Here is a 24,361-nt window from a genome sequence, read left to right as displayed (position 1 = left end):
ACCAGGATGCATTTCTAACCCAGTTCACTCGGAGTTGAAAGCATGAGCATGCATGTCGGTTTGGATGTGGGGTCTCGCACGACCGCCATGGGCTGGCGCAACGACGGCCGTTTTGCAGGGGCCTGCAACATCGACCAAACACCCGCCGGGCGCAAAGCAGCGGTCAACAGGTTGCTCGAGCTCAAGCCTTTATCCGTAGTGATGGAGGCCACCGGCATCTATTACCTGGATTTGGCCATGGAGCTCACCGCGGCGGGTTTGCCCGTTTCGGTTATCAACCCGAAGAGCTTTCATAACTTTGCCAAGCTGATGCTGAAAAACAGCAAAACCGATGCGATCGATGCCCAGTTGCTAGCCGAATACGGCGAACGCATGAGCCCAAAATTGTGGACGCCGCCCACGACCATACAGTTGGAACTGCGGGCTATCGGAAGGCATATCAATCGTTTGACGTGTCATCGCACCCGAGCCAAGAACGAGCTGCATGCGCTGAAAGCTACTCAAACAACCGTGAAAATGCTGATTGAAGACGAAGAAGAAGCCATTGAAGCTTTTGACAAGCGAATCGAGCGTTTCAGGCTCGCAGGTCGGGCGCTGATCGACAACTGCCCGACGCTAAGCGCCCAGTTTGGGCACATGATCGCAGCGCCGGGCATGGGCGAAATTTCAGTATTTGCGGCACTGGCTGAATTGACGACCTTGCCAGTGACACTTAAGTCCGCGCAGGTCAGCCGACATGCAGGACTCGATGTGCGGCTTACGCAATCAGGTACCAGCATCGATAAACCTGGGCGGATAAGTAAGGGCGGAAACACCTACCTACGTTCAGCGATGTACATGCCAGCGCTGACTGCCATACGTTGCGACAGCAACGTGAAAGCCTTTTACGAAGCGTTGATCGGGCGAGGGAAGAGAAAGATGCAGGCTATCGTCGCCGTCATGCGCAAATACCTGACCGGCTTGTGGGCCTGCATGCGAGCCGGCGAAGATTTCAATACGGCCAAGCTTTTTTGCGCAAAAGATCTCGCAAAAGCTTGACCGTGAACAGAGTATCTACAGGTTATCGATTCACCGAAGATCCATTGTGGGAGCGAGCTTGCTCGCGAAGGGGCCATCAAAACCACCGCAAAAGCTCAATCCGCCAACTGCTCGACCACAATCCCCAACCGCCGATAATCCTCGACACTCCCCGACGCCACATGCCGCTCGGTAATCAGCGTATGCAGGCGCGAACACGGCGCCACCACAAACGGTTCCACCGCTCCCAACTTGTCCGCCGAAGTCACCGCAATCACCCGCGCGGCGCCATCGAGCATCGCCTGCTTCACCGGCACTTCATCAAAATGCAGCGAGGTAATCCCCACTTCCGGATGAATCGCACAGACGCCAGTAATCGCCAGATCCGCCCTGATCCCGGCCAGCAGCCGCAGTGCCTCATGCCCACCCGCCGCCATCGTTCGCGGATTCAACTGGCCACCGGCGAGAATCACTTTCACACCCTTGAATTCCGAGAGTGCAATCGCCGTCATCGGTGAAGCGGTCACCGCCGTGATGCTGATATCTGCACTTAACGACCGCGCCACTTGCAGCGTGGTCGAGCCGGAGTCGAACAGTACAATCTGCCCGTCCTCGATCTCCTGCGCGGCCCGTTGCGCCAATCGAATTTTCACCTCATCCGTCTCGTCCAGCCGCGTGAAGTAGTCCTTGCCGGAGTCCTTCGGACGCGGCAGCGCCCCGCCGTGCACGCGCTGCACCAGCCCGGCGTTGTCCAGTTCCGCGAGGTCGCGGCGGATGGTGTCTTCGGAGACTGCGAAGTGCTGGCTCAACTCGGAGGCCATGACCTTGCCGTCACGTTCGAGGAGCAAAAGGATTTTCTGCCGGCGCAGAGAAGGCAGTTCAGCCGCGGAATGATCGTGCATGGTTATGCCTGTTTATGCTTGTAGTTGCAGGTTTTACGAGAGTAGCGAACGGCCCCAACAAACACAAACCGACGGGGTATCAATTGTTTCGATCATTGGAATCAACAAGGCGAATTTTTTCTTTGCTTTCAGCCTGTTCAGAATGGCCCCACTTCTAAAAGGCTCAGGATGAACACCTCATGAATCTCAATTTTGCGTTTGCGTGCATGATCGTCGTGTCGTTTGCGATTGCCCTCGGCCACGCCTGACAGCGCCTCAGACCGACGCCAGCAAATGCTCGCGCAGCCATTTGTGCGCGGGATCGCGATGCGAGCGTTCACCCCAGAACATCGCCATCTCGTAACCGGGTACTTCCAGCGGCGCGTCGACCGCTTGCAACGCCGGGTTGTCACGCACCAGGCGTGACGGCAGCATCGCCACCAGATCGGTGGCCGCCAGCACCGACATCGCCATCAGAAAGTGCGGCACCGACAACACCACTTTGCGCATCAGCCCGACATCGGCCAACGCCCGATCGGTCACCCCGAAAAAGCCTCCGCCCTCGCGCGACACCATGACGTGCTCCAGTGCGCAGAACTGTTCGCGGCTCGGCGCCTGCATCAAACCTGGATGCCCGACTCTACCGGCGAGCACATAACGCTCGGTGAACAGTGGTCGCCGATGCAGTTCCGGCGGCGCGTCTTCGCTGATGTGCAGCGCCAGATCGAACACGCCCTGCTCGGCCTGTTTGACCAAATGCGCCGGGGTCAGATCGATCACCGCCAGACGCGTGCCCGGCGCCTGTTCGCGCAAGCCGCTCAGCGCCGGCAACACCACCGTCGACTCGCCGTAATCGGTCGCGGCGATTTTCCAGGTGTGGGTCGCCAGCGCCGGGTCGAACGCGCTGGCCGGCGCCACCGCCCTCTCCAACGCCTCCAGCGCCTCGCGCAACGGCTCACGCAATTCATCAGCGCGCGCCGTCGGGCGCATTCCGCGCGGCCCAGGCAACAACAGCGGATCAGCAAAGATGTCGCGCAACTTTGCCAGATGCACGCTCACCGACGGCTGCGACAGGTTCAGGCGCTGCGCTGCGCGGGTGACGTTGTGCTCCGCCAGCAGTACGTCGAGGGTCAGCAGCAGGTTGATATCCAGCCGTCTCAAATTATTCATGGCTATACCAGACATATCAGACATTCATTTCCAATATACCGGTTGAACGCCGATCCTGCAGTCACTCAGCTAACGGAGCTTCAACATGAACGTCTTACTCGTTTACGCCCATCCAGAACCGACCTCCCTCAACGGCTCGCTGCGCGACTTCAGCGTCCAGCGCCTGCAAGCCGCCGGTCACACCGTGCAGGTCTCCGACCTCTATGCAATGAACTGGAAAGCCACCCTCGACGCCGACGACGCCCCGCAGCGCGATGCGACGAAACCGTTCCACGCCTCGCTCGACTCGAAAGTCGCCTACGCCGAAGGCACTCAGGCTGCCGACATCGCCCGTGAGCAGGAGAAACTACTCTGGGCGGATGCGCTGATCCTGCAGTTTCCACTGTGGTGGTTCACCATGCCGGCGATTCTCAAAGGTTGGGTCGATCGGGTATACGCCTACGGTTTTGCCTATGGCGTCGGCGAACACTCGGACAATCGTTGGGGCGAGCGTTATGGCGAAGGGAAAATGAAAGGCAAACGGGCAATGTTGATGGTTACCACCGGCGGCTGGGAATCGCACTACGCACCGCGTGGGATCAACGGGCCGATTGATGATTTGTTGTTTCCGATTCAACACGGGATTTTGTACTACCCCGGTTTTGAAGTGGTGCCACCGTTTGTGGTGTATCGGACCAGTCGGATGGATGCGGCGCGGTATGCCGAGACTTGTGATGAGTTGGGGCGGCGGCTGGATGAGTTGTGGAGTGCCCGGCCGATCGGGTTTCGGCAGCAGAATGCCGGCGAATACGAAATCCCCGCTTTGACGTTGAAGAGCGATATCGCGCCGGATAGCGAAGGCTTCGACGCACACATCCGCTAGCGCCGCATTGCCCTCACCCCAGCCCTCTCCCGGAGGGAGAGGGAGCCGACCGCGTTGGATGTTCGAGTTACACCGACCTGATATCTCGAGCTGAACTCAGCTTTTGAAAGGCACCGAGATCGGCTCCCTTTCCCCTCGCCCCCTTTGGGGGAGAGGGCTGGGGTGAGGGGGTTGGATCTAACTGACACACCGCAACACATTGGCATCAGCTCGAGTCAGGTTTCCTCCCGCACCCGCCGCACCTGCACCAACAACGCCGGTGCAAAATGCAGCAACACCATCCGGCTCAAATGATGCGTCAGGATAAACACCACATTCAGCCCGCCACCAAACGCGACAATCGCAATCGTCTCAATCGCCCCCGGCATGTACGCCAGCCATAGCGACAGCGGATCACTGCCCAACCAGCGTGCCGCGACTTCAGCAAATACTGCGGCAACCACGATCATCAAACCGACCGAGACCAACGCTGTGCGCCCGTGACGTCCCAGTTCCGCGAAGCCAAGCCCCTGAAACCTTGAGCCGATCCGCACACCGAGAATCAGCGCCGCCAGATTCAGACTCCAGTCCGGCATGTGAAAACCGTGCAGCCATCCCGATTTCACAAATACCGCCGTGATAATGATCGCGGTGAGCATGAACGGCGCCGGTACGCCGATCACCAGCAGCAAGCGCCCGAGCAGCACGCTCAACGCGATGACCGAAAACGCGGTCAGCGCCATGCCTGTCGTCAAAGGGTCGCCATCGGCAACCGCCACCGCAGCGGCTTGACCGGGAATCAGGAAACTCACCAACACCGTGATCAACAGCAAGCGCATCAAGTGCACGATGATGACTTTGCTCGAGGCCTTTTCCGACTCTAGTAAATCGAACACCGCTGCCAGTGCACCGGGATAAACCGCTAAGAGCGCATCCGTGCGATTCCAGCCTGCGCCGCGCGTCAGCCACCATCCGGCGAGGGCGATTTGCACCGTCAGGCAAATCAACAACATGCCGAGGCTCGGCAACATCGTCGAGGCTGTCTCGCTGTCCCACGCTTCGAACATCAGCCCGGTGGCGATGCCCAGCGTGACCTGGATGTAGCCCAGTCCATAAGGAGTTGCCGGGGCGATACCGGTTTTACTGGCGAACAATGCAGTGACGACAATCGAACCCAGTAGCAGACCATGGGGTACGCCTTCGAACTGCAACAGCGCGCCGAAACCGGCGGCAATCAACAAACAGAGAATGGATTTCATAGTCGCCTTCCTGGCTATTTACCTGACACACCACAACCCCATGTAGGAGCTGCCGAAGGCTGCGATCTTTTGCCTTTGTTTTTGAAGATCAAGATCAAAAGATCGCAGCCTTCGGCAGCTCCTACAGGGGATTTATTTGTTTTTACCCGCGCAACCGGCCAATCGCGCGGCGGTATTTTTCGATTCGTTCGAGATCTTCCCAACTTGGCGAAGCAATCCGCGACAGGTCGCTGTTCTCTTCCAGATCCGCCAGCTTCACCACCCGACCGATAGGGTTCTGCGCGGCACGGTCGACGAAGTCGTCATAGGATTCGCCCGGCACTTTGGTCACGGATTCGATAGCGCTCAAGATTTCTTCGCTGAAGCCTTCCTTGCGCAGATCATCGAGGCTGACACCGCAATCCTCAACCACATCGTGCAGCACAGCGACGATGCGTTCTTCCAATGTGGTCATGCGCAACATGACTTTCAGCGGATGCAGAATGTACGGCGCACCGCCCTTGTCGACCTGCCCGGCGTGAGCCGTGGCGGCGATGACGATAGCGCGTTCGAGGGTCTGGGTCATGGGAGTCTCCGAGGGTTAGACGCCGTAGCGGCCGCCGACGTGGATGTTGCGTTTGAGCCAGTTGCCGATGGCCTTAAGACGCCCGACTGGCTTCGCTGACCCGCACTGCCGCTGAAGGATCAGCGACACCAAACCAGCCTGATCGGCTTTAGGATGGGCATCGATCAACTCGGCAACCCACGCGCAATCAGCCTTATTCAAATGCTCACGCCACTCTCCCGGCCAGGCGTCCAGCTCATCCAGCGCCAACCACCGCGCACCGCCATGCTCCATATGCCCGCCGGACATCGACTGCTCGAAACAGAAAGGCGTGTCTGGCTTTGCGGGGTCAATGTGGAACAGATAGATATCGTGGAATGGATGCTGCGAGGGGGGCGCGTTGTTGCGGCTGCCAATTTCGATCATGGGCAATGTTCCAATCCTTGGGCGCTGAATATTTCCGATTGTTTCGCAGTGTACGCCTCGGGAGCAAATCAAAAACCCGATGGAACCTCCCTCCTCCGCACAATCTCGAAACTGTATCAGCGCCAAATCTCCGATCAGACACGGCGCCATTGGAGAGGAAACCCCGATGAACATTCGCCTCCTGCTTCTGATCGCCACCTTCGCCATCATCCCCACTTGCGTCATGGCCGAAGGCTGCGACGTCCAGACGCAATCCTCCAGCGCCTCGGTGCCAGCGGTGGAAACCCACAGTTGTTATGAATACGAAGGCATGCCGGTGAACTCAATCGACTGGTCGTGCAGTAACGAAAGCAAAGACATGCTCAGCAGCACTAAAACCAAGGTCGAACACTGCGCAGACCACTATCAGGCAACGTGTATCGCCACGATCACCCAGGAATCCCTCGCCAACCCGCATTCAACCAGCAAAGACAAGAATGCGAAGGCATTGAACATCCCCGACAACGCGCAAGTGACCACGTATTACTACGACGTGGAGCATTTAGCTCAGGCGCGGATTGATTGTGAGAATGGTGGCGGGCATTGGAAGGCGAAGTGAACGCCTGATATCTGCGTTCGCGACAGGCAAAGAAAAGCCCGGCTCAAAAAGACCGGGCTTTTTAGTGCGCGAGTTCCATTAACCACCGCCATTACCACCACTGCTGCTACCGGACGGTTGACCCGCTGGGCTGGGCTTTGAGGCAGAAGGCACCGGCCCATTGTCGGTCTTGCCACCATCACCACCCTTGGGCAGCGAATCGGCATCCGGGTCGGCATTGGTGGCTGGAGACGCCGGTTCACGCGTCTGGCTGTTGCCGTCGTTGGCTGTCGGAGTCGGCGTTTCGCCAGCCGCGATCGCGTACAGCGAACTGCCGGACAGCAACGCCGCGAGGGTAAACACCGCGATTTTATGGTTCAGCATGGTGGCTCTTCCTTTGTGTGGGGAGTTAAAGCATTGGAAGAAGGTGTGCGGCTAAGGTGCGGTGCGTCGGACGAATGGTTATCACCCAAAAGGCTCGTGCAATTTCGATATCTGAAAACTTCGTAGGAAAACACCCCACGTGGCGAGAGAGCTTGCTACCGCCGGGTTGAGAAGCTGCGCCAAAACCGGATAGTCCGTTTCTCCCAGACATACCACAGGCCCCGGATTACGACGGATGTGTCGCCGAGCGGGAGCCAGCGCCCTCGCCACGGGTATGCGTTTCACGTCCTACAGGTCGGTTGTGGCTGGTGAAATTGCTGCCTAGAGTGGGGTCGTCGCTAACAAAATTAGCGATAGGGTTTCGCAGCCCTTAAGATTCACACCTTGTTCCGTCAGGCTTGGCCGATTCCCGGCTGCCTGGGTTTTTATGGCGGTTGTGCGTGGGAGACCTTCGGGTCTGCCGGTTCATGGTGTTAATCCTCCGGTCTGCGAACCCGCGCATAGCTGCCACCCTTCTGTTTCGCAGCTCAATGGTGGCAATTCTTCTTCATTAAGGATTATCACCATGACAATACAAAAGCCGCTTCACCACTACACAAAAATGTCTCACCCCGCCACCGACAACCCTGTCCTCCTCATCGACGCCAACGCCCCACTACGCGATCTACACGCCTGCGCCGCCGAACGCCTCAACGCGGTCCTCAAATACCTCGACCTCATGGCCTGCATCCGCCTCCCCGACCACGCCGAACACGACATCAACACCGTCACCAACATTGCCAGGATCATGGTGCAGGATGTAAGTGATGTGTTTCGAGTAATTGAGCAGCGGGGATTTTAAGGTACAACCGTACCTCTAGACGCAAAATAATAAAAACCCGCACTACAGCAGGTTTTTATTATTGCCAATTTAAAACCTCACCCTCCTTTAACTATGTAGCTTGCAAGCTTGAAATATTTATTACTGCTAGAGGCGGAGTTTTCTTGCTCATTAGAGATTTGATAAATCACCCGTTCGACATCTACCAATGGAATGCGAGCAAGCAAATCAAGAAGCTTAGGTATCGCCTCCTTCTTAGACTTACCCAAATCTATAGATTTATCAATCGAAAAGGCAATCCTCCTCAAAACATCCAACCTCAAGTCAACTCCACTAGTCCTTAGATTCTTTTCCAGAGAATCAAGCATTTTATACCTTTCTAAGTCCCCTCCCTTGATCCTCTCCAAAATTGCTTCACTCGCAGAGGAGCGCACCGCATCCTTTTTGGGTTCATTAATTTTAGCTCTCACACTAACGTTTTGTCGTCCTGACTTCTCAAGACCTAGAATATTTTTTAACTGTGACCCTTCTATAAATTTATACGCTTCATCCAATTCAGATGAAGTAAATTCGGCTTGAAGCGCAAGCACTTTTAGAACAGCCAGTCGGATTTTTGGTTTCACAATAAGCCCACCTTTGCTAAAAACTCAGTTGCCACTTCATTAAATTCGTTCCGAACATAGTCCCTAGCATAGTTCGTCAAAAATATTGGGGTACCCTCACGGGAGCCTGTAGGATAAGAATCTGAATGATGTGCTGGATTATCAAGTACAGGCCAACCCTGCGAAGCGGCGATCTGCCTTACGTCTTTCATAGATTTTATTTGTTCAGGAGGTGTATTTGTTCGCCTTAGGCCATTAAAAATGATCCCCCCCATTTCTATCGTTTGATTCTGATTCAACAATTTAAACTCATTCAAAGATCTCGCAAGCAAAGGAAGACCGATTGTTGCGAGAAACTCAGGACGAACAGGGACAAACACATACCGACTAGATCTATATGCCGCAATTGTTAAAATTGACTCCGTAGGCGCGCAATCGATGAGAATCAGATCATAGTCATTTTGTACTTTTGCAAGAAATTGCGGCAACAACTGAGCTTTTTCAGTAGGATTCTTCAAAGTCCAAGCAAGTTCAAGTCGCGAAGGAACCAAATCTAAAACACTACCATCCTCCCACCTATTCATCCGATGAATGACCTCATGCGGTTGAACCAATGTCGGAGCGCCACTTATTGTATTAGGAGCCGAAAACTGCTCAAAAATATCAACCACAGTTTTGGAGCCTGGTTTAATTAAATCCAAATACCCTTCAGCACCCAAGAAATACTGACTCAAATTAGCTTGAGGATCCAAATCTACTGCAAGAACTCTCAACCCCCCCTGCCAAGCAGACCTCCAGGCAAGGTTGAACGTTAATGTAGACTTGCCCACACCACCCTTCATATTGATCATTGAAACTACAGTAGCCATTAGTCATTCCTTAATTTAGCAATAATCCATCATAATTAAGCCGCGATGCCAATTGTGGGCAGTGACCCCCGCTGCAACGTTACTGCTTAACTCGCCAACCAGCAAGGTTAACGGCAGAACCTGAGAACGAGCTTCTGTCATTTCTGCCTCTGTGAAAAGCTTGCGGCGGCTTACGCAAAGAACTCAGGACACATCACTGCTCTCAAGCCAAAAAAAATCCGATGCCTAGGCACCGGATTTTTGTATGTTACAAATGATTGACGATTGTAGCCGTCAAAAATTCGCCGGCGTATTCGCACTAATAATCTCAGCCTCATCCGCCCCGATATTCCGGAACTTATGTGGCAGCGTGGTCGGGAAGTAATACCCATCCCCCGCATTCAACACACTCACCGACCCATCCACGGTCAACTCCACCGTGCCACGCGTCACCAACCCGCACTCCTCGCCCTCAGCATGCACAATCGGCTCTTCCCCCGAACTAGCGCCCGGTGCGTATTGCTCACGCAGCAAGCGCATCTGCCGACTCGGCACCGAGGCGCCGATCAGCAGCAGTCGCAGGCCGTGGCGGCCAAGATCAGGCTGTTCGTTGGCGCGGAAGACGTATTGGTGTTCGCGCGGGGGTTGGTCGAAGGTGAAGAAGTCGGCCAGGGACATCGGTATGCCTTCGAGCAGCTTTTTCAGTGAGCTGACGGAGGGGCTGACGCGATTCTGTTCGATCAGGGAGATGGTGGCATTGGTCACGCCGCTACGCCGGGCCAGCTCGCGCTGGGAGAGTTTGTAGCTTTCGCGTACTAGTTTGAGTCGAGAACCCGTATCCATGACTGCCTTATGTGAGAAGTACTTAGGCTCTGCGCGAAAACTGCCTGCGCGACGATCATGCTGCGTTAAAAACAGGCTCGGAATGCTCATGTAGGGCCCTACACTCCGCTTCCTCGCCTGTTTTTGCCTTGCCTGATCGCCGCTCGGCGGTTCTCGCGCAGACCCACGGGTAATGGAGGTGGGTGGCGGGTGCCGCGCGAGGGGCGCGGATCACGTTGCTCCCGTGTCCCGGAACCGTGAAAGGCGGCTATTAAATCACGTTTGCCGGTGTTGCTCAGCAGGTTCGATGGACGGTGGGGTAAAAGTCCTTCTTGCCTTGGTAATGCAGTCCTGTAGGAGTGAGCCTGCTCGCGATTGGGTGGCACATTCACCATTATTTTTGACTGGATGACCGCCTTCGCGAGCAAGCTCCCACATGGTTTGTGGTGTTTCTGTGGGAGGGATGGTGGCTGGGCTGGCCTCATCGCGAGCAGGCTCACTCCTACATTTTGATCTTTGGTGTGTCAGTGGGATTGATGGTGTGTCATGTAAAAAAACCGGCGGGGTCTTGGGCCGCCGCCGGGGAGGTAACTAGAGGCCGAAGCGGTCGCGCAGCGAGTAATAGACGGCGCCGAGGGCGGTCAGTGGCGCGGAGAAGGTCCGGCCGCCGAGCATTGGCATGTGTGGCAAGGAGGCGAACGCGTCGAAGCGTTCGGCGTCGCCGCGGATCATTTCCGAGATCAGTTTGCCGGCCAGGTGCGAGCAGGTGACGCCGTGGCCGCTGTAGCCTTGCATGTAGTAAGCGTTTTTCTCGATACGGCCGAATTGCGGCATGCGGGACATGGTCAGCAGGAAGTTGCCGGTCCAGCGGTAGTCGATCTTGACGTCTTTGAGCTGCGGGAAGGTCTTGAGGATCTTCGGGCGGATCAGTTGTTCGATGTCGTCCGGTTCCCGCGCGCCGTAGACCACGCCGCCGCCGTAAAGCAGACGGTTGTCGGCAGTCAGACGGTAGTAATCCAGCAGGTAGTTGCAGTCTTCGACGCAGTAGTTGTTGGTGATCAGGCTGCGCGCCTGCTTCTCGGTCAGCGGTTCGGTGACGACGATCTGCGAGCCGCACGGCATGCTTTTCGCGGTCACGCGGTTGTCGAGACCTTGCGGCAGGTAGGCGTTGCCGGCGATCAGCAGGTACTTGGCGCGGACCTGGCCTTTGGCGGTGCGCACGATGTTGGGTTCGCCGTATTTGATTTCCACGGCAGCCGACTGCTCGTAGATTTTGCCACCCAAACGCGTAATCGCCGCAGCTTCACCGAGCGCCAGGTTCAACGGATGAACGTGACCACCCTGCATATCCAGCAGGCCACCAACGTAAGCGTCGGAGCCGACTTCGCGACGGATGTCAGCCGCGTCGAGCATCTTCAGATTGCGGTTGCCGTAACGTTCCCAGCCACGCTTCTGCTCAGCCAGACTGTTGAGTTGTTTCTTGTTCATCGCTGCGAAAATGCCGCCCGGGCGGTAGTCGCATTGGATGTCGTATTCCTTGATGCGCGAACGGATGATGTCGGCGCCTTCGAAGATCATGCTGCCGAGGATTTCCGCGGTCTTGTCGCCGTAACGCTCTTCGATCACGTCGACGTCACGGCTGTACGAGTTGACCAGTTGACCGCCATTGCGACCGCTGGCGCCGTAGCCGACTTTCGCCGCTTCCAGCACCGTCACTTTGTAGCCGGCTTCGGTGAGGAACAGCGCCGAGGACAGGCCGGTGTAACCGGCGCCGATGATGCAGACATCGCACTCGACCGACTCTTCCAGAACCGGAAAGTCGATAACTTCGTTGCGGGTGGCGGCGTAGTAGCTGTTTACGTGTTGCTGTTTCATACGTTTCTCCGAGGGTCGCCAATAAACGGCGACCACCGCTGTAATAGAGTCAGAGCTTGATCCAGGTCGCTTTCAGCTCGGTGTACTTGTCGAACGCGTGCAGCGATTTATCGCGGCCGTTGCCCGATTGTTTGAAGCCACCGAACGGTGCGGTCATGTCGCCGCCGTCGTACTGGTTGACCCAGACGCTGCCGGCACGCAGGCCACGAGCGAAGGTGTGCGCCTTGCTGAGGTTGCTGGTCCAGACGCCGGCGGCGAGGCCGAAGATGCTGTCGTTGGCGATCTGCAGCGCTTCTTCGGCGGTGTCGAAGGTGATCAGCGACAGCACTGGGCCAAAGATTTCTTCCTGGGCGATGGTCATCGCATTGGTCACGCCGTCGAACAGCGCCGGTTGCACATAGAGGCCGCCGGTTTCTTCAAGGGTGCGTTGACCGCCAGCAATCAGCTCGGCGCCTTGCTCGCGACCGATGCTGATGTAGCGCAGCACGTTGTCGAGTTGACGCTGATCGACCACGGCACCGACGGTGGTTGCCGGATCGAGTGAGTGACCGGGTTTCCACGCTTGCAGCGCTTCCACCAGCAGTGGAATGAACTGCTCGCGGATCGAACGCTCAACCAGCAGACGTGAACCCGCAGTGCACACTTCGCCCTGGTTGAAGGCAATGGCGCCGGCCGCCGCTTGTGCTGCCGCGCGCAAGTCCGGTGCGTCGGCAAACACCACGTTCGGGCTCTTGCCCCCTGCTTCGAGCCAGACGCGTTTCATGTTGCTTTGGCCGGCATAAATCATCAGCTGTTTGGCAATCGCTGTGGAGCCGGTGAAGGCCAGCACGTCGACGTCCATGTGCAACGCCAGCGCCTTGCCGACGGTATGGCCGAAGCCTGGCAGAACGTTGAACACGCCTTTCGGAATGCCGGCATCCAGCGCAAGTTGAGCGATGCGGATTGCGGTCAGTGGCGATTTTTCCGAAGGTTTCAGAATGAACGAGTTGCCTGCTGCCAGCGCCGGGGCGAATTTCCAGCTGGCCATGATCAGCGGGAAGTTCCACGGCACGATGGCCGCGACCACGCCGGATGGCTCGCGGGTGACGAGGCCGAGTTGATCGTGCGGGGTGGCGGCGACTTCGTCGTAGATCTTGTCGATGGCTTCGGCGCTCCAGCGGATCGCGTTGGCGGTCGCCGGGATGTCGATGCTCATCGAATCGCTGATCGGTTTACCCATGTCGAGGGTTTCCAGCAGCGCCAGTTCTTCCTGGTTCTGCAGGATCAGATCGGCGAAGCGGATCAGGATGCGCTTGCGCTCGGCCGGGGCTTTTTTCGCCCAGATGCCGGATTCAAAAGACTGGCGCGCGACTTCAACGGCGAGGTTGGCGTCGGCTTCATCGGTGCTGGCCACGGAGGCGAGGAAACGGCCGTCGACGGGGCTCAGGCATTCGAAGGTGTCGCCACTGATGGCCGGGCGGTATTCACCGTTGATGAACGCGCGGGCTTCGATGGTCAGGGACTGGAAGCGTTGTTCCCAGTCGTTGCGGGTCGTTGTCATTGTTGTGGCTCGACAAGGGGGGAATTGGGGGGCTGTCTGGTTGCGATGTCTGGCTTGAGGTGGCTGCCCTCACCCTAGCCCTCTCCCAGGGGTAGAGGGGACCGATCGAGTTGTCTCGGGAGTTACACCGACCTGAACGACCGAGTCGATTATGGATTCGGTAAAGCAGGTTCAGGTCGCAGGATTTCCCAAGCATCCCCGGGTCAGTCCCCTCTCCCTCCGGGAGAGGGTTAGGGTGAGGGGCTCTTCGGCTTTTGAGGGCCTCAGCTAATCACACCGTATGCAGATACCAGTTGTACTCAAGGTCAGAAATCGAGTTCTCAAACTCGGCCAGCTCGCTCTCCTTACAAGCGACAAACACGTCGATGTACATCGGGTCGATGTAGCGGGCCATGACTTCGCTGTCGTCCAGCTCACGCAATGCGTCGCGCAGGTTGTTCGGCAGGCTCTGTTCGTTCTGCTCGTAGCTGTTGCCTTCCACCGGTGCGCCCGGCTCGATCTGATTGGTCAGACCGTGGTGAATACCGGCCAGCACCGAAGCCATCAGCAAGTACGGGTTGGCATCGGCACCGGCGACGCGATGCTCGATACGCACAGCGTCGGCCGAACCGGTTGGCACACGGACCGCAACGGTGCGGTTGTCGATGCCCCAGCTCGGCGAGTTCGGTACGTAGAACTGCGCGCCGAAACGGCGGTATGAGTTGACGTTCGGGCAGAGGAACGCCATTTGCGCAGGCAGGGTCTCCAGCACACCGCCGATCGCGTGACGCAGTGCGGCGTTCTGCTCGGGATCCTCGCTGGCGAAGATGTTGTTGCCTTCTTTGTCCAGGATCGAAATGTGCACGTGCAGACCGTTGCCCGCCTGGCCCGGATACGGCTTGGCCATGAAGGTGGTGTCCATCTCGTGGTCGTAGGCGATGTTCTTCACCAGACGCTTGAGCAGGACGGCGTAGTCGCACGCCTTGATCGGGTCGGAGACGTGATGCAGGTTGACTTCGAACTGCGCCGGGGCGCTTTCCTTGACGATCGCGTCAGCCGGGATGCCCTGCTCTTTCGCGCCTTCGAGGATGTCTTGCAGGCAGTCGACGTATTCGTCGAGGTCGTCGATCAGGTACACCTGAGTCGACACCGGACGCTTGCCGGAGACTGGCGAGCGTGGCGATTGCGGACGGCCGTTCACGTTGTCCTGGTCGATCAGATAGAACTCGAGTTCGAATGCCGCGCAGATGGTCAGACCGAGGTCGTCGAATTTGCGCACGACGTTGGCCAGCACTTCACGCGGGTCAGCGAAGAACGGCTGGCCTTCGATTTCGTGCATGGTCATTAGAAGTTGTGCGGTGGGACGCTTCTGCCACGGCTCGATGCTCAGCGTGCCGGGGATCGGATAGCAAATGCGGTCAGCGTCGCCGATGTCCAGACCCAGGCCGGTGCTTTCCACCGTGGAGCCATTGATGTCGAGGGCGAAAAGCGAGGCCGGCAGGTTGATGCCTTTCTCGTAAACCTTATGAAGACTGGTGCGTTCGATGCGCTTGCCGCGCACCACACCGTTCATATCCGCAATCAGAAGGTCGACGTACAAAACCTCAGGATATTTCTTAAGGAATGCGTTTGCTTCGTTGAGTTGAACGGTACGCAGAGGGACCGACATGATGCACCTATTTAGCTGTTAATTATTATGTTCACTGCTGTTTCGCCGAGCCAGTCAACCCGAACGGCAAAGTGAAGTCAATAGCGAACAGATGGCCGCCCAGGGTTTATTTTTCGGGCTATTTTTAACACTTGCGTGCCAATAAAGGGGTCTTAGGCCCGGGAATCACGAAGATTTGATGAACGGCGTTTAGAATTTTTTACATGGCAGTTGTTAATTAAAATCAACGAGGCTAAGCTCCGGAAAAGCTCGTTCAAGTGTCAAACTTCGAGGTGAATAAAAATGGCATTCAAGCCATTGATCGGCGTTACTGCGTGCGTCAAACAGATTGGCCTGCACCCCTATCACATCAGCGGCGACAAGTACGTACGTGCTGTCAGCGTTGGCGCCAACGGGCTGCCAGTGGTCATTCCTTCCCTTGGCAACCTGACTGAAATCGATGACCTGCTCGGTCAACTCGACGGTCTGCTGCTGACCGGCTCGCCCTCGAACGTGGAACCTTTCCACTATCAAGGCCCGGCCAGCGCCCCCGACACGGATCACGATCCGGCGCGGGATGCCACCACCCTTCCTTTATTGCGTGCAGCCATCGCGGCGGGCGTTCCGGTGCTCGGCATCTGCCGTGGTTTCCAGGAAATGAACGTGGCGTTCGGCGGCAGCCTGCATCAGAAGGTGCATGAGCTGCCGGGCATGCTCGATCACCGTGAAGCCGACAGCCCTGATGTGGCCGTGCAATACGCACCGGCCCATGCGGTGACGGTTTTGAGCGGCGGCGTGTTTGAGGCGCTGGAGTTGCCGGGCGAGTTCCAGGTCAACTCGATTCACAGCCAGGGCATCGATCGCCTCGCCCCCGGCCTGCGGGCCGAAGCGGTGGCGCCGGACGGTTTGATCGAGGCGGTCTCGGTCGAGCACAGCCCGACCTTCGCCCTCGGCGTGCAATGGCACCCGGAATGGCAAGTGCTCGATAACCCGAACTACCTGAAGATTTTCCAGGCATTCGGCGCGGCTTGCCGGCAACGGGCGGCGCGGCGCAATCAGCGCTGATCCAACCCAAGCATACGTAACGATTTACTGCCCCCATGAATGTCGGGTGTGCCTGCGCACATCCGTCATTCGTGAACAGCAACACCCGTGATAACAACAAGTACGACCCAGGCAGCCAGGACGGCGGCGCCGACCAAGCCCTCGGCAGTGCAAGGTCAGTCAGGCATGCGCAATTCCCCTGTAGGAGTGAGCCTGCTCGCGATAGCAATAGACCAGTCAACAGAGATGTCGACTGACATGGCCTCATCGCGAGCAGGCTCACTCCTACAGGGGATGTGTAATGACTGAGATTGCGCTTGCAGGCTTGCAATCCACTTAAGCCCGGCCACATTGGCCAGGCGAACGAAACCTGTTGGGAGTTTCACATGGCAAACGCCTCCAGCACTTACAGGAAGGCACTTGAAGGTCATCAGCAACCGAAAAAGGTGCTGGTGAAAGTCGATCGTGTCACCAAGAAGTTCGACGAAACCGTGGCCGTGGACGATGTGTCCCTGGAGATCCATCAGGGCGAAATCTTTGCCCTGCTCGGTGGCTCCGGTTCGGGCAAATCGACCCTGCTGCGCATGCTCGCCGGTTTCGAGCGCCCGACTGAAGGGCGGATTCTGCTCGACGGCGTGGACATCACCGACATGCCGCCGTACGAGCGGCCGATCAACATGATGTTCCAGTCCTACGCGCTGTTCCCACACATGACCGTTGCGCAGAACATCGCCTTCGGCCTCAAGCAAGACCGTTTGCCGGCCAGCGAAATCGATGCCCGCGTCGATGAAATGCTGCGCCTTGTCCACATGACCCAATACGCCAAACGCCGCCCGCATCAGTTGTCCGGTGGTCAGCGTCAGCGCGTCGCCCTCGCCCGCTCGCTGGCCAAGCGCCCGAAGCTGTTGCTGCTCGACGAGCCAATGGGTGCGCTGGATAAAAAGCTGCGTTCGCAGATGCAACTGGAACTCGTGCAGATCATCGAACGCGTCGGCGTGACCTGCGTGATGGTGACCCACGACCAGGAAGAGGCCATGACCATGGCCGAGCGCATCGCAATCATGCACCTCGGCTGGATCGCGCAGATCGGCAGTCCGGTCGACATCTATGAAGCGCCAGTGAGCCGCATGGTCTGCGAATTCATCGGCAACGTGAACGCCTTCGACGGCACCGTGGTGGAAGACCTTGAAGGTCACGCGATCATCCACAGCCCGGACTTGCAGCAGAAGATCTACGTCGGTCACGGCGTCAGCACCTCGGTGCAGGACAAGTCGGTCACCTACGCGATCCGTCCGGAAAAAATGCTCGTCAGCACCACCCAACCCGAGTTCCGCTACAACTGGTCCGAAGGCAAGGTGCATGACATCGCCTACCTCGGCGGCCACTCGGTGTTCTACGTCGAATTGCCCGGCGGCAAGATCGTCCAGTCGTTCATGGCCAACGCTGAACGTCGTGGCGCGCGCCCGACCTGGGACGACAAAGTCTACGTCTGGTGGGAAGACGACAGCGGCGTGGTACTGCGCTCATGAGAACCTTCAATCAGCAATTCCTGCGCCTGGTGCCCAGCGGACGAAAACTGGTGATCGGCATTCCGTTCATCTGGCTGTTCCTGTTCTTCATGCTGCCGTTTTTCCTGGTGATGAAGATCAGCTTCTCGGAAGCCGCGCTGTCGATCCCGCCGTACTCGGAGATCTACACCTACGCCGAACAGAAATTCCAGCTGCTGCTGAACATCGGCAACTACACCATGCTCGGCGAAGACGAGCTGTACCTATCGGCCTACCTCGGTTCGCTGAAGGTCGCGGCGCTGAGCACAATGATGTGCCTGCTGATCGGTTTCCCGATGGCCTACGCGATCACCAAGACCGGCAAGGAAACGCAAAACGTCCTGCTGCTGTTGATCATGATGCCGACCTGGACCGCGATCCTGATCCGCGTTTACGCATGGATGGGCATCCTCAGCAACAACGGTTTGCTCAACGCGTTTCTGATGTGGACGGGGCTGACCGATCACCCGATCGAGATCCTCAACACCAACACGGCCGTGTATATCGGCGTGGTCTACGCCTACCTGCCATTCATGGTGTTGCCGCTGTACGCCAACCTCGTCAAGCACGATGGCAGCCTGCTGGAAGCCGCGCAGGATCTGGGTTCGAGCAACTTCAACAACTTCTGGAAAATCACCGTGCCACTGGCCAAGAACGGCATTATTGCCGGCTGCATGCTGGTGTTCATTCCGGTGGTCGGCGAGTTCGTGATTCCAGAACTGTTGGGTGGCCCGGAGACGCTGATGATCGGTCGCGTGCTGTGGCAAGAGTTCTTCAATAACCGCGACTGGCCGGTGGCGTCTGCGCTGGCGGTGGTGATGCTGTTGATCCTGATTGTGCCGATTCTGCTGTTCAACCGCAGCCAGGCCAAAGAGATGGAGGCACGGGGATGAAACGCTTCGGTTTTTCCAAGTTCATGCTGATCTTCGGCCTGATGTTCATTTATCTGCCGATGCTGATTCTGGTGATCTACTCGTTCAACGCCTCGAAACTGGTGACAGTCTGGGGCGGCTGGTCGGTGAAGTGGTATGTCGGCTTGCTCGACAACACGCAACTGATGGGCTCGGTGGTGCGCTCGCTGGAAATCGCCTGCTACACCGCGATTGCTGCAGTCGCGTTGGGCACCCTCGCCGCTTTCGTGCTGACGCGTGTGACACGCTTCAAGGGTCGCACGCTGTTTGGTGGTCTGGTCACTGCGCCGTTGGTGATGCCTGAGGTGATCACCGGTCTGTCGCTGTTGCTGCTGTTCGTGGCGATGGCGCAGTTGATCGGCTGGCCGCAGGAGCGTGGCATCGTCACGATCTGGATCGCCCACACCACGTTTTGTGCCGCTTATGTGGCGGTGGTAGTCTCCGCCCGCCTTCGTGAGCTGGATCTGTCGATCGAAGAAGCGGCGATGGATCTCGGTGCGAAGCCGTTCAAGGTGTTTTTCCTGATCACCATTCCAATGATCGCGCCGTCGCTGGCGGCGGGCGGGATGATGTCGTTCGCCTTGTCGCTGGATGACTTGGTGTTGGCCAGCTTCGTTTCCGGACCAGGTTCGACGACGTTGCCGATGGAAGTGTTCTCGGCGGTGCGTCTGGGCGTGAAGCCTGAGATCAACGCGGTGGCCAGCCTGATTCTGCTGGCGGTGTCGCTGGTGACGTTCCTGGTCTGGTACTTCGGCCGCAAGGCAGAAGCCAACCGCAAGCGGGCGATTCAGGAAGCGATGGATCAGACGGCGAATGAGTCGTGGCAACAACCGCAACAAGCCGCCACCGCTTGACCGGTAGGAGCTGCGGCACGCTGCGATCTTTTGATCTTGATGTGAAAGATCAAAAGATCGCAGCCTCGTTTCACTCGACAGCTCCTACACAAATGTAGTCAGCCCCTCGGTCAGTCCCCTCTCCCCCTGGGAGAGGGTGAGGGGGCTTTGCGCAACGTGAATAAAAACAATGGAGTTGTACCGATGAAAATGTTTGGCAGGACTCTGCTGACACTGTCCTTAATGGGCGCAATGGTCATGGGCGCTCAGGCCAACGACAAGGTGCTGCGGGTTTACAACTGGTCCGATTACATCGCGCCGGACACCGTCAAGAAGTTCGAAGACGAGACCGGCATCCGCGTGACCTACGACGTCTTCGACAGCAACGAGACCCTTGAGGCGCGTTTGCTGGCGGGCAAATCCGGCTACGACCTGGTCGTCCCGTCGAACAGTTTCCTGGCCAAGCAGATCAAGGCCGGCGTCTATCAGACCCTGGACAAATCCAAGCTGCCGAACTGGAAGAATCTCAACCCGGTGCTGCTGAAAAACGCCGCCGCCAGTGATCCGGACAACGCCCACGCGTTCCCGTACATGTGGGGCTCGATCGGCATCGGCTTCAACCCGGCCAAGGTCAAGGAAGTGCTCGGCGCCAACGCCCCGACCAATTCCTGGGACTTGCTGTTCAAACCGGAAAACGCTGAAAAACTCAAAGCCTGCGGCATCAGTTTCCTCGACTCGCCGACCGAAATGATCCCGGCCGCCCTGCACTATCTGGGTTACCCGGTGAACGACAGGGACACCGCGCACATCAAGGAAGCCGAGGCGCTGTTCATGAAGATTCGTCCGAACGTGGCGTACTTCCATTCCTCGAAATACATCTCGGATCTGGCCAACGGCAACATCTGCGTGGCGGTCGGCTACTCCGGTGATGTGCTGCAAGCCAAGGCCCGCGCGGTGGAATCGGGCAACAACGTGGTGATCGACTACAGCATTCCCAAGGAGGGTGCCGGCAGCTTCTACGACATGGTCGCGATCCCGCGCGATGCCGCTAACGTCGAGAACGCTTACCTGTTCATGGATTTTCTGATGCGTCCGGACATCATCGCCGAGATCACCAACAGCAACGGCTACAGCAACGCCAACGCGGCGGCTACGCCATTGGTGGATGAAGCGATCCGCAACGACCCGGGTTCGTATCCGTCGCAAGCGGTGATGGCGACGCTGTATGCGGTGCCGGATCAGCCGATTGCCACACAGCGGATCATGACCCGCGGCTGGACCCGGGTGAAACTCGGTAAGTAAGCCCACCAAAGCTCCAAATGTAGGAGTGAGCCTGCTCGCGATGGCGGTGTGTCAGGCAGCGCTGATGCTGAGTGTACTGGCCTCATCGCGAGCAGGCTCACTCCTACAGTGGTTTGGTGTTGTGACAGAAAAATTTATGATTTCCCGTTCACGCAGCGCCTTACCACCGCTGCACCCTGCTATGAACGGCCTCACCTGGCTCCCTCGGTTCAGGTGAATTCTCAGGCGCCTTCGGGCGCCTTTTTTTGTGCGCTCAAATCAGCGGCCAGTCTTGCAGAATCCGATAGCGTCCCTTGTGTGATTCAAACAAGGCGAAGCGTTCGGCACGCAGAAAAAACTCCGGCGGCGTAGCGGATTCCGGCTCCGGAGCACGGTACTCACGGGCCAGGGTCAGGTGCGGGCGAAACTCGCGGGGCGTCTCTTCAAAACCGAACGGCAACATCGCCTGCTCCAGCGCGTAGACCAGGCGCAGTAACGCCGGCGGTGCCTGCTCCGGCGCGAGCGACAACACCCCGGCGCGATGCCAGACCTGCATGCGATCCAGCGAAATCTTCAACGCCTCTCCTGCCGTACGCACTTGCCCGGCCGCTTCGCAGACTTCATTGATCTGCGCCAATGGCACAGCGCCGAGAAACAGCAGCGTCAGATGAAAGTTGTTGGCCGGCACCGGTTTGCCGGTTCGCAATCCCAACTCCGCGCGCCATTGTGCAATCGCCTTGCGCTGCGCCGGCGGGCAATCGAGGGCGAAAAACAGTCGCTTCGCTTCATCGGTCATGGCCCTGCTCCCCTGTTCATCGTGATCCGCCGGATTCTACACAGCCTGATCTGACGACTCGCGACAGGAAGCTATAGTTCAAGGATTGCCATCAACCGGAGGCCGCCATGCGCGCGATCCTCAGCAAAGAACCGTGGTGGGCGCGACCACCGCATCCCGGGCAGGATGAAAGTGAACTGGAATGGGGCTGGCTGGTGCATTACAGCGAGGGTGAACCGCGTTTCGAATTCGTCCGCGAACGCCCGACTGACGAGCAGATCCGCAACCGCAAAAGCTGCCGTATCACCCCCTCTGCCGAGTGAACACCGTACCTGTAGGAGTGAGCCTGCTCGCGATGGCGTTTGCACATTCAATGCTTCATTGACAGACCCACCGCTATCGCGAGCAGGCTCACTCCTACAATAGATTTGCGGTGGCCTCAGGGCTCGATGAGGTATTGGAAGCCGCCGTAGATCATCCGCTGGCCATCGAACGGCATCGGGTTCACATCGGGCTGCATGCGCGGGTCCTCCATCATCTTTGCCATGCCGGCATCCCGGGTGGCTTTGTCCGGCCAGATCAGCCAGCCCGAGGCGACGGTTTCGCCTTCCTTGAGCTTCACCGCCATCGGGAACGAGGTGAGCTTGCCGTCCGGCACGTCATCTCCCCAGCATTCAGCAACGCTCAGGGCGCCGTACTCCTTGAACAGTACGGCGGCAATTTCGGCGTGCTTTTTGTACTGCTCACGATTGGCAGTCGGCACCGGCGCTACGAAAATATCGATGTAAGCCATGATCACTCTCCTTGCACGTTGGGTTCGATCTGCTGATTGGTCGATTGCGGCGGCTGCCATTCGACACGGTTCACGCCCAGCCCGACCGACGGTTCATCGCCCGCACCCAGATTGCGCTCGACCTGTGCGGCCATGTGCAGCGTGCCGGCCATCACCCCGGTTGTCGGGTTCTGCACCAGTTTCAGCCAGGCCTTGTCGAAGGTGCTGCCCAGACTGCTGCGGATCAACGCTTCGCTGTCGGGGCGGTCATTGGCCTGGATAATCGCGCGAATACCCGCAACACCAACCGAGATCAGGCCACCGGCCAGTTTCCCGGCAGCAGCGGCCACCGCACTGGCAGCCCCGCGCGGGGCCATTTCCGCTTCCATCCGCTGACTGGCGCGTTTGGCCACCGGCGCCATGCCGGCATCCGTCGAGGCAATACCCTTGGCGCCGCCCTCGGTGTGGATCTTGTCGATCAGCGCGGCGTAGGCCGGCAGCGTGTTCAGCGGCTCGGTACTGATGACCTGATACAACGAAGCATCCCGCGCCGACGGCGGGCCAAGCGCAATGGCCGGGACTTTCTGCAAATGCCCATTGAGCTGACCAACGGGCACACCATGGCGCTGGGCGATGAGCGGCATCTGCTGGGCCATCAGTTGCGCATAGAACGCCGTCGCCTGGCCGAGAATCGCGTCCGGATCGACCTCCACCGCCACTGGTGCCAGCACCCTTTTCTGATATTGCTCAAGCAGATACGCCGCCAACCGCTTGGCCGATGCGTCCTGTTCGCCACCGGCATTGATCGTGTACCAGCTGACCTTCATCGATAGCCATTCCTGGGTCCAGTAGCTGCTGAACCACGGGATGAAATTTTCTTCAGTTTGCTGATAGACCCGAGTGCGCCAATGTTCCATCGAACCACGGGCAAAGACTTTGACTTGTTCGGTGGATTGCTGCGAGGCGTTGACGATTTCCCGGTCGATCTGCTGCCAGGTGGCCGGCGAGACAAACACGGCCTGCGGCGCCAACACCGGCGCCCGCGCCGAGTTGGCGCAGCCGGCCAGCAACAACAGTGCGGCGACGAGCAACGCACGCGGGTTCACGGTGGCGGTTTCCTTTAAAAGGGCGGAAGCAGATTTGAGTATAGGTGCGTGCGCAGGGCCGTTTGTCCGGTTTTGGCTGGTCTGGCGCCTTCGCGAGCAGGCTCGCTCCCACAGGGGAATGCGTTTCAACGTGGGAGCCTGCTCGCGAAGGGGCCATCAGCAACACCCCAAATCCCCAACCATCACTGCCATCGATATTCACCATCGCCACGATTGCCTTCCGCCCACCGCCCATCAAAGGCACGATTAAGCCATCCGAAACACAACGAGGAGTTCACAACATGATTCACACCCACGTCACACTCTCCGTGAGTTTCCCGGTGTTCGGCAGCAACTATTACGACCAGCACGCCGTGTCGCACAAGGCTCAGGCACTGGTGTTCAACGAAGATTTCGAAGATCTGTTGATGCCCGCCGCCACTAATCATTTCAGTAATGAAGTGGTCGGCATCAACGATCAGTTCCGTTTTCTGAGCGACATTCTCGCCACCCATTTGCTGGACATCGAGGCCTCTGTGCCTGCGCGATCCAGCGTCCGGGCGAGCGCTCACTTTTAATTGAGGGCTAATGACAGAGGGTGTTCCTTTTTCGGGAACGCCCTCTTTTTGTTCAATCAGTCATCATCCCGATCACGGTAGTAACGACGCCCGTCGCGGCGATCGTCGCGATCATCCCAGCGCCGGTCATGGTCGTAATTGCGGCCATGATCGCGGTCGTAGTGCCGGCCATGACGGTGGTCATCATCAAAATCCGCCACACAGCCGCCGAGCAATACGGCGGCGGTCACGGTCAGCAGCATCGTTGTTGCGCGCTTCATTCAACACTTCCCTAAAACCAAGGTCTTGACGACGGAATCGGC

The 24,361-nt window shown here is 58.0% G+C and carries 27 protein-coding genes; 11 read left to right on the top strand and 16 right to left on the bottom strand.

The window, feature by feature from the left end:
* Positions 1-42 precede the first annotated feature (42 nt).
* Positions 43-1,038, top strand: coding sequence for an IS110 family transposase (locus ACI514_RS07430; protein ID WP_160057007.1), 996 nt, complete (start codon positions 43-45; stop codon positions 1,036-1,038).
* Positions 1,039-1,133: 95 nt separating this feature from the next.
* Here the strand turns inward: ACI514_RS07430 and ACI514_RS07425 are convergent, their stop codons facing one another.
* Positions 1,134-1,919, bottom strand: a complete 786-nt coding sequence (locus tag ACI514_RS07425; RefSeq protein ID WP_405123409.1) for a DeoR/GlpR family DNA-binding transcription regulator — start codon at positions 1,917-1,919, stop codon at positions 1,134-1,136.
* A gap of 255 nt (positions 1,920-2,174) precedes the next feature.
* Positions 2,175-3,068: a LysR family transcriptional regulator gene (locus ACI514_RS07420; RefSeq protein WP_405123408.1), complete on the bottom strand. Its 894-nt coding sequence runs from the start codon at positions 3,066-3,068 to the stop codon at positions 2,175-2,177.
* Positions 3,069-3,153: 85 nt separating this feature from the next.
* Between ACI514_RS07420 and ACI514_RS07415 the strand changes: the two genes are divergently transcribed.
* Positions 3,154-3,930 carry an NAD(P)H-dependent oxidoreductase gene (locus ACI514_RS07415; protein WP_405123407.1) on the top strand — a complete coding sequence of 259 codons (777 nt, stop codon included), beginning with the start codon at positions 3,154-3,156 and terminating at the stop codon, positions 3,928-3,930.
* 215 nt (positions 3,931-4,145) lie between these two features.
* Here ACI514_RS07415 and ACI514_RS07410 read toward each other — a convergent pair whose 3' ends face one another.
* The 3 genes from ACI514_RS07410 to ACI514_RS07400 form a co-directional block, all read right to left on the bottom strand.
* Entirely contained in the window at positions 4,146-5,168 is a 1,023-nt protein-coding gene (locus ACI514_RS07410) for an AbrB family transcriptional regulator (RefSeq protein WP_405123406.1), read from the bottom strand.
* A 142-nt stretch (positions 5,169-5,310) separates the two neighbouring features.
* Positions 5,311-5,733 carry an HD domain-containing protein gene (locus ACI514_RS07405; protein WP_405123405.1) on the bottom strand — a complete coding sequence of 141 codons (423 nt, stop codon included), beginning with the start codon at positions 5,731-5,733 and terminating at the stop codon, positions 5,311-5,313.
* 15 nt (positions 5,734-5,748) lie between these two features.
* Positions 5,749-6,138 carry a hypothetical protein gene (locus tag ACI514_RS07400; protein ID WP_405123404.1) on the bottom strand — a complete coding sequence of 130 codons (390 nt, stop codon included), beginning with the start codon at positions 6,136-6,138 and terminating at the stop codon, positions 5,749-5,751.
* A 166-nt stretch (positions 6,139-6,304) separates the two neighbouring features.
* On the opposite strand from ACI514_RS07400, the gene ACI514_RS07395 reads away from it, so the two are divergent.
* Positions 6,305-6,736 (top strand): hypothetical protein, encoded by a 432-nt coding sequence (locus ACI514_RS07395; RefSeq protein WP_405123403.1) that lies wholly within the window; start codon positions 6,305-6,307, stop codon positions 6,734-6,736.
* A gap of 78 nt (positions 6,737-6,814) precedes the next feature.
* Here the strand turns inward: ACI514_RS07395 and ACI514_RS07390 are convergent, their stop codons facing one another.
* Positions 6,815-7,099, bottom strand: a complete 285-nt coding sequence (locus ACI514_RS07390) for a hypothetical protein (RefSeq protein WP_095047955.1) — start codon at positions 7,097-7,099, stop codon at positions 6,815-6,817.
* 565 nt (positions 7,100-7,664) lie between these two features.
* Between ACI514_RS07390 and ACI514_RS07385 the strand changes: the two genes are divergently transcribed.
* Complete coding sequence (locus ACI514_RS07385) at positions 7,665-7,940, top strand: fructose-bisphosphate aldolase (protein ID WP_405123402.1); 276 nt, start codon at positions 7,665-7,667, stop codon at positions 7,938-7,940.
* A 77-nt stretch (positions 7,941-8,017) separates the two neighbouring features.
* On the opposite strand, the gene ACI514_RS07380 is transcribed toward ACI514_RS07385, so the two are convergent.
* From ACI514_RS07380 to ACI514_RS07355, 6 genes are all read right to left on the bottom strand, one after another.
* Positions 8,018-8,542, bottom strand: a complete 525-nt coding sequence (locus ACI514_RS07380; protein ID WP_405123401.1) for a hypothetical protein — start codon at positions 8,540-8,542, stop codon at positions 8,018-8,020.
* Positions 8,539-9,390, bottom strand: a complete 852-nt coding sequence (locus ACI514_RS07375) for a ParA family protein (protein WP_405123400.1) — start codon at positions 9,388-9,390, stop codon at positions 8,539-8,541. The genes ACI514_RS07380 and ACI514_RS07375 overlap by 4 nt, the downstream gene beginning before the upstream one ends.
* Positions 9,391-9,663: 273 nt before the next feature.
* On the bottom strand, positions 9,664-10,212 hold the full coding sequence (locus ACI514_RS07370; protein ID WP_007950154.1) for a cupin domain-containing protein: 549 nt from the start codon (positions 10,210-10,212) through the stop codon (positions 9,664-9,666).
* A gap of 570 nt (positions 10,213-10,782) precedes the next feature.
* On the bottom strand, positions 10,783-12,066 hold the full coding sequence (locus ACI514_RS07365; RefSeq protein WP_160058508.1) for an FAD-binding oxidoreductase: 1,284 nt from the start codon (positions 12,064-12,066) through the stop codon (positions 10,783-10,785).
* Between the two features lie 49 nt (positions 12,067-12,115).
* Complete coding sequence (locus ACI514_RS07360) at positions 12,116-13,606, bottom strand: aldehyde dehydrogenase (RefSeq protein WP_034155535.1); 1,491 nt, start codon at positions 13,604-13,606, stop codon at positions 12,116-12,118.
* Positions 13,607-13,877: 271 nt separating this feature from the next.
* Positions 13,878-15,254, bottom strand: coding sequence for a glutamine synthetase family protein (locus ACI514_RS07355; protein ID WP_007918694.1), 1,377 nt, complete (start codon positions 15,252-15,254; stop codon positions 13,878-13,880).
* Between the two features lie 282 nt (positions 15,255-15,536).
* Here ACI514_RS07355 and ACI514_RS07350 point away from each other — a divergent pair, with 282 nt between their 5' ends.
* The 5 genes from ACI514_RS07350 (at position 15,537) to ACI514_RS07330 (ending at position 20,870) form a co-directional block, all read left to right on the top strand.
* Positions 15,537-16,298: a gamma-glutamyl-gamma-aminobutyrate hydrolase family protein gene (locus ACI514_RS07350; RefSeq protein ID WP_405123399.1), complete on the top strand. Its 762-nt coding sequence runs from the start codon at positions 15,537-15,539 to the stop codon at positions 16,296-16,298.
* A gap of 365 nt (positions 16,299-16,663) precedes the next feature.
* A complete protein-coding gene (locus ACI514_RS07345; protein ID WP_007919249.1) occupies positions 16,664-17,806 on the top strand; it encodes an ABC transporter ATP-binding protein in 1,143 nt (380 codons plus the stop codon).
* A 29-nt stretch (positions 17,807-17,835) separates the two neighbouring features.
* Entirely contained in the window at positions 17,836-18,717 is an 882-nt protein-coding gene (locus ACI514_RS07340) for an ABC transporter permease subunit (RefSeq protein WP_371042493.1), read from the top strand.
* A complete protein-coding gene (locus ACI514_RS07335; RefSeq protein WP_034155531.1) occupies positions 18,714-19,589 on the top strand; it encodes an ABC transporter permease subunit in 876 nt (291 codons plus the stop codon). Before ACI514_RS07340 ends, ACI514_RS07335 begins: the two co-directional genes overlap by 4 nt.
* Before the next feature lie 183 nt (positions 19,590-19,772).
* The gene (locus ACI514_RS07330; protein ID WP_123594281.1) at positions 19,773-20,870 is read left to right on the top strand and encodes a polyamine ABC transporter substrate-binding protein; all 1,098 of its coding nucleotides are present in this window, start codon (positions 19,773-19,775) and stop codon (positions 20,868-20,870) included.
* A gap of 253 nt (positions 20,871-21,123) precedes the next feature.
* On the opposite strand, the gene thpR is transcribed toward ACI514_RS07330, so the two are convergent.
* Entirely contained in the window at positions 21,124-21,645 is a 522-nt protein-coding gene (gene thpR / locus ACI514_RS07325) for an RNA 2',3'-cyclic phosphodiesterase (protein WP_405123398.1), read from the bottom strand.
* 107 nt (positions 21,646-21,752) lie between these two features.
* On the opposite strand from thpR, the gene ACI514_RS07320 reads away from it, so the two are divergent.
* Positions 21,753-21,947 carry a hypothetical protein gene (locus ACI514_RS07320; protein WP_160058512.1) on the top strand — a complete coding sequence of 65 codons (195 nt, stop codon included), beginning with the start codon at positions 21,753-21,755 and terminating at the stop codon, positions 21,945-21,947.
* A gap of 116 nt (positions 21,948-22,063) precedes the next feature.
* On the opposite strand, the gene ACI514_RS07315 is transcribed toward ACI514_RS07320, so the two are convergent.
* Both ACI514_RS07315 and ACI514_RS07310 read right to left on the bottom strand, forming a co-directional pair.
* Positions 22,064-22,417, bottom strand: a complete 354-nt coding sequence (locus tag ACI514_RS07315; protein ID WP_095118352.1) for a DUF1428 domain-containing protein — start codon at positions 22,415-22,417, stop codon at positions 22,064-22,066.
* Positions 22,418-22,419: 2 nt separating this feature from the next.
* Positions 22,420-23,502 (bottom strand): hypothetical protein, encoded by a 1,083-nt coding sequence (locus ACI514_RS07310; protein ID WP_405123397.1) that lies wholly within the window; start codon positions 23,500-23,502, stop codon positions 22,420-22,422.
* Positions 23,503-23,783: 281 nt separating this feature from the next.
* Here ACI514_RS07310 and ACI514_RS07305 point away from each other — a divergent pair, with 281 nt between their 5' ends.
* Entirely contained in the window at positions 23,784-24,059 is a 276-nt protein-coding gene (locus tag ACI514_RS07305) for a hypothetical protein (RefSeq protein ID WP_150750841.1), read from the top strand.
* Positions 24,060-24,115: 56 nt separating this feature from the next.
* Here ACI514_RS07305 and ACI514_RS07300 read toward each other — a convergent pair whose 3' ends face one another.
* Entirely contained in the window at positions 24,116-24,319 is a 204-nt protein-coding gene (locus tag ACI514_RS07300; protein WP_007918829.1) for a hypothetical protein, read from the bottom strand.
* Positions 24,320-24,361: the final 42 nt, after the last annotated feature.

The organism is Pseudomonas sp. M20 (genome assembly GCF_045037865.1).
GTDB lineage: Bacteria > Pseudomonadota > Gammaproteobacteria > Pseudomonadales > Pseudomonadaceae > Aquipseudomonas.
This window is presented reverse-complemented; position numbering and strand designations above follow the sequence as displayed.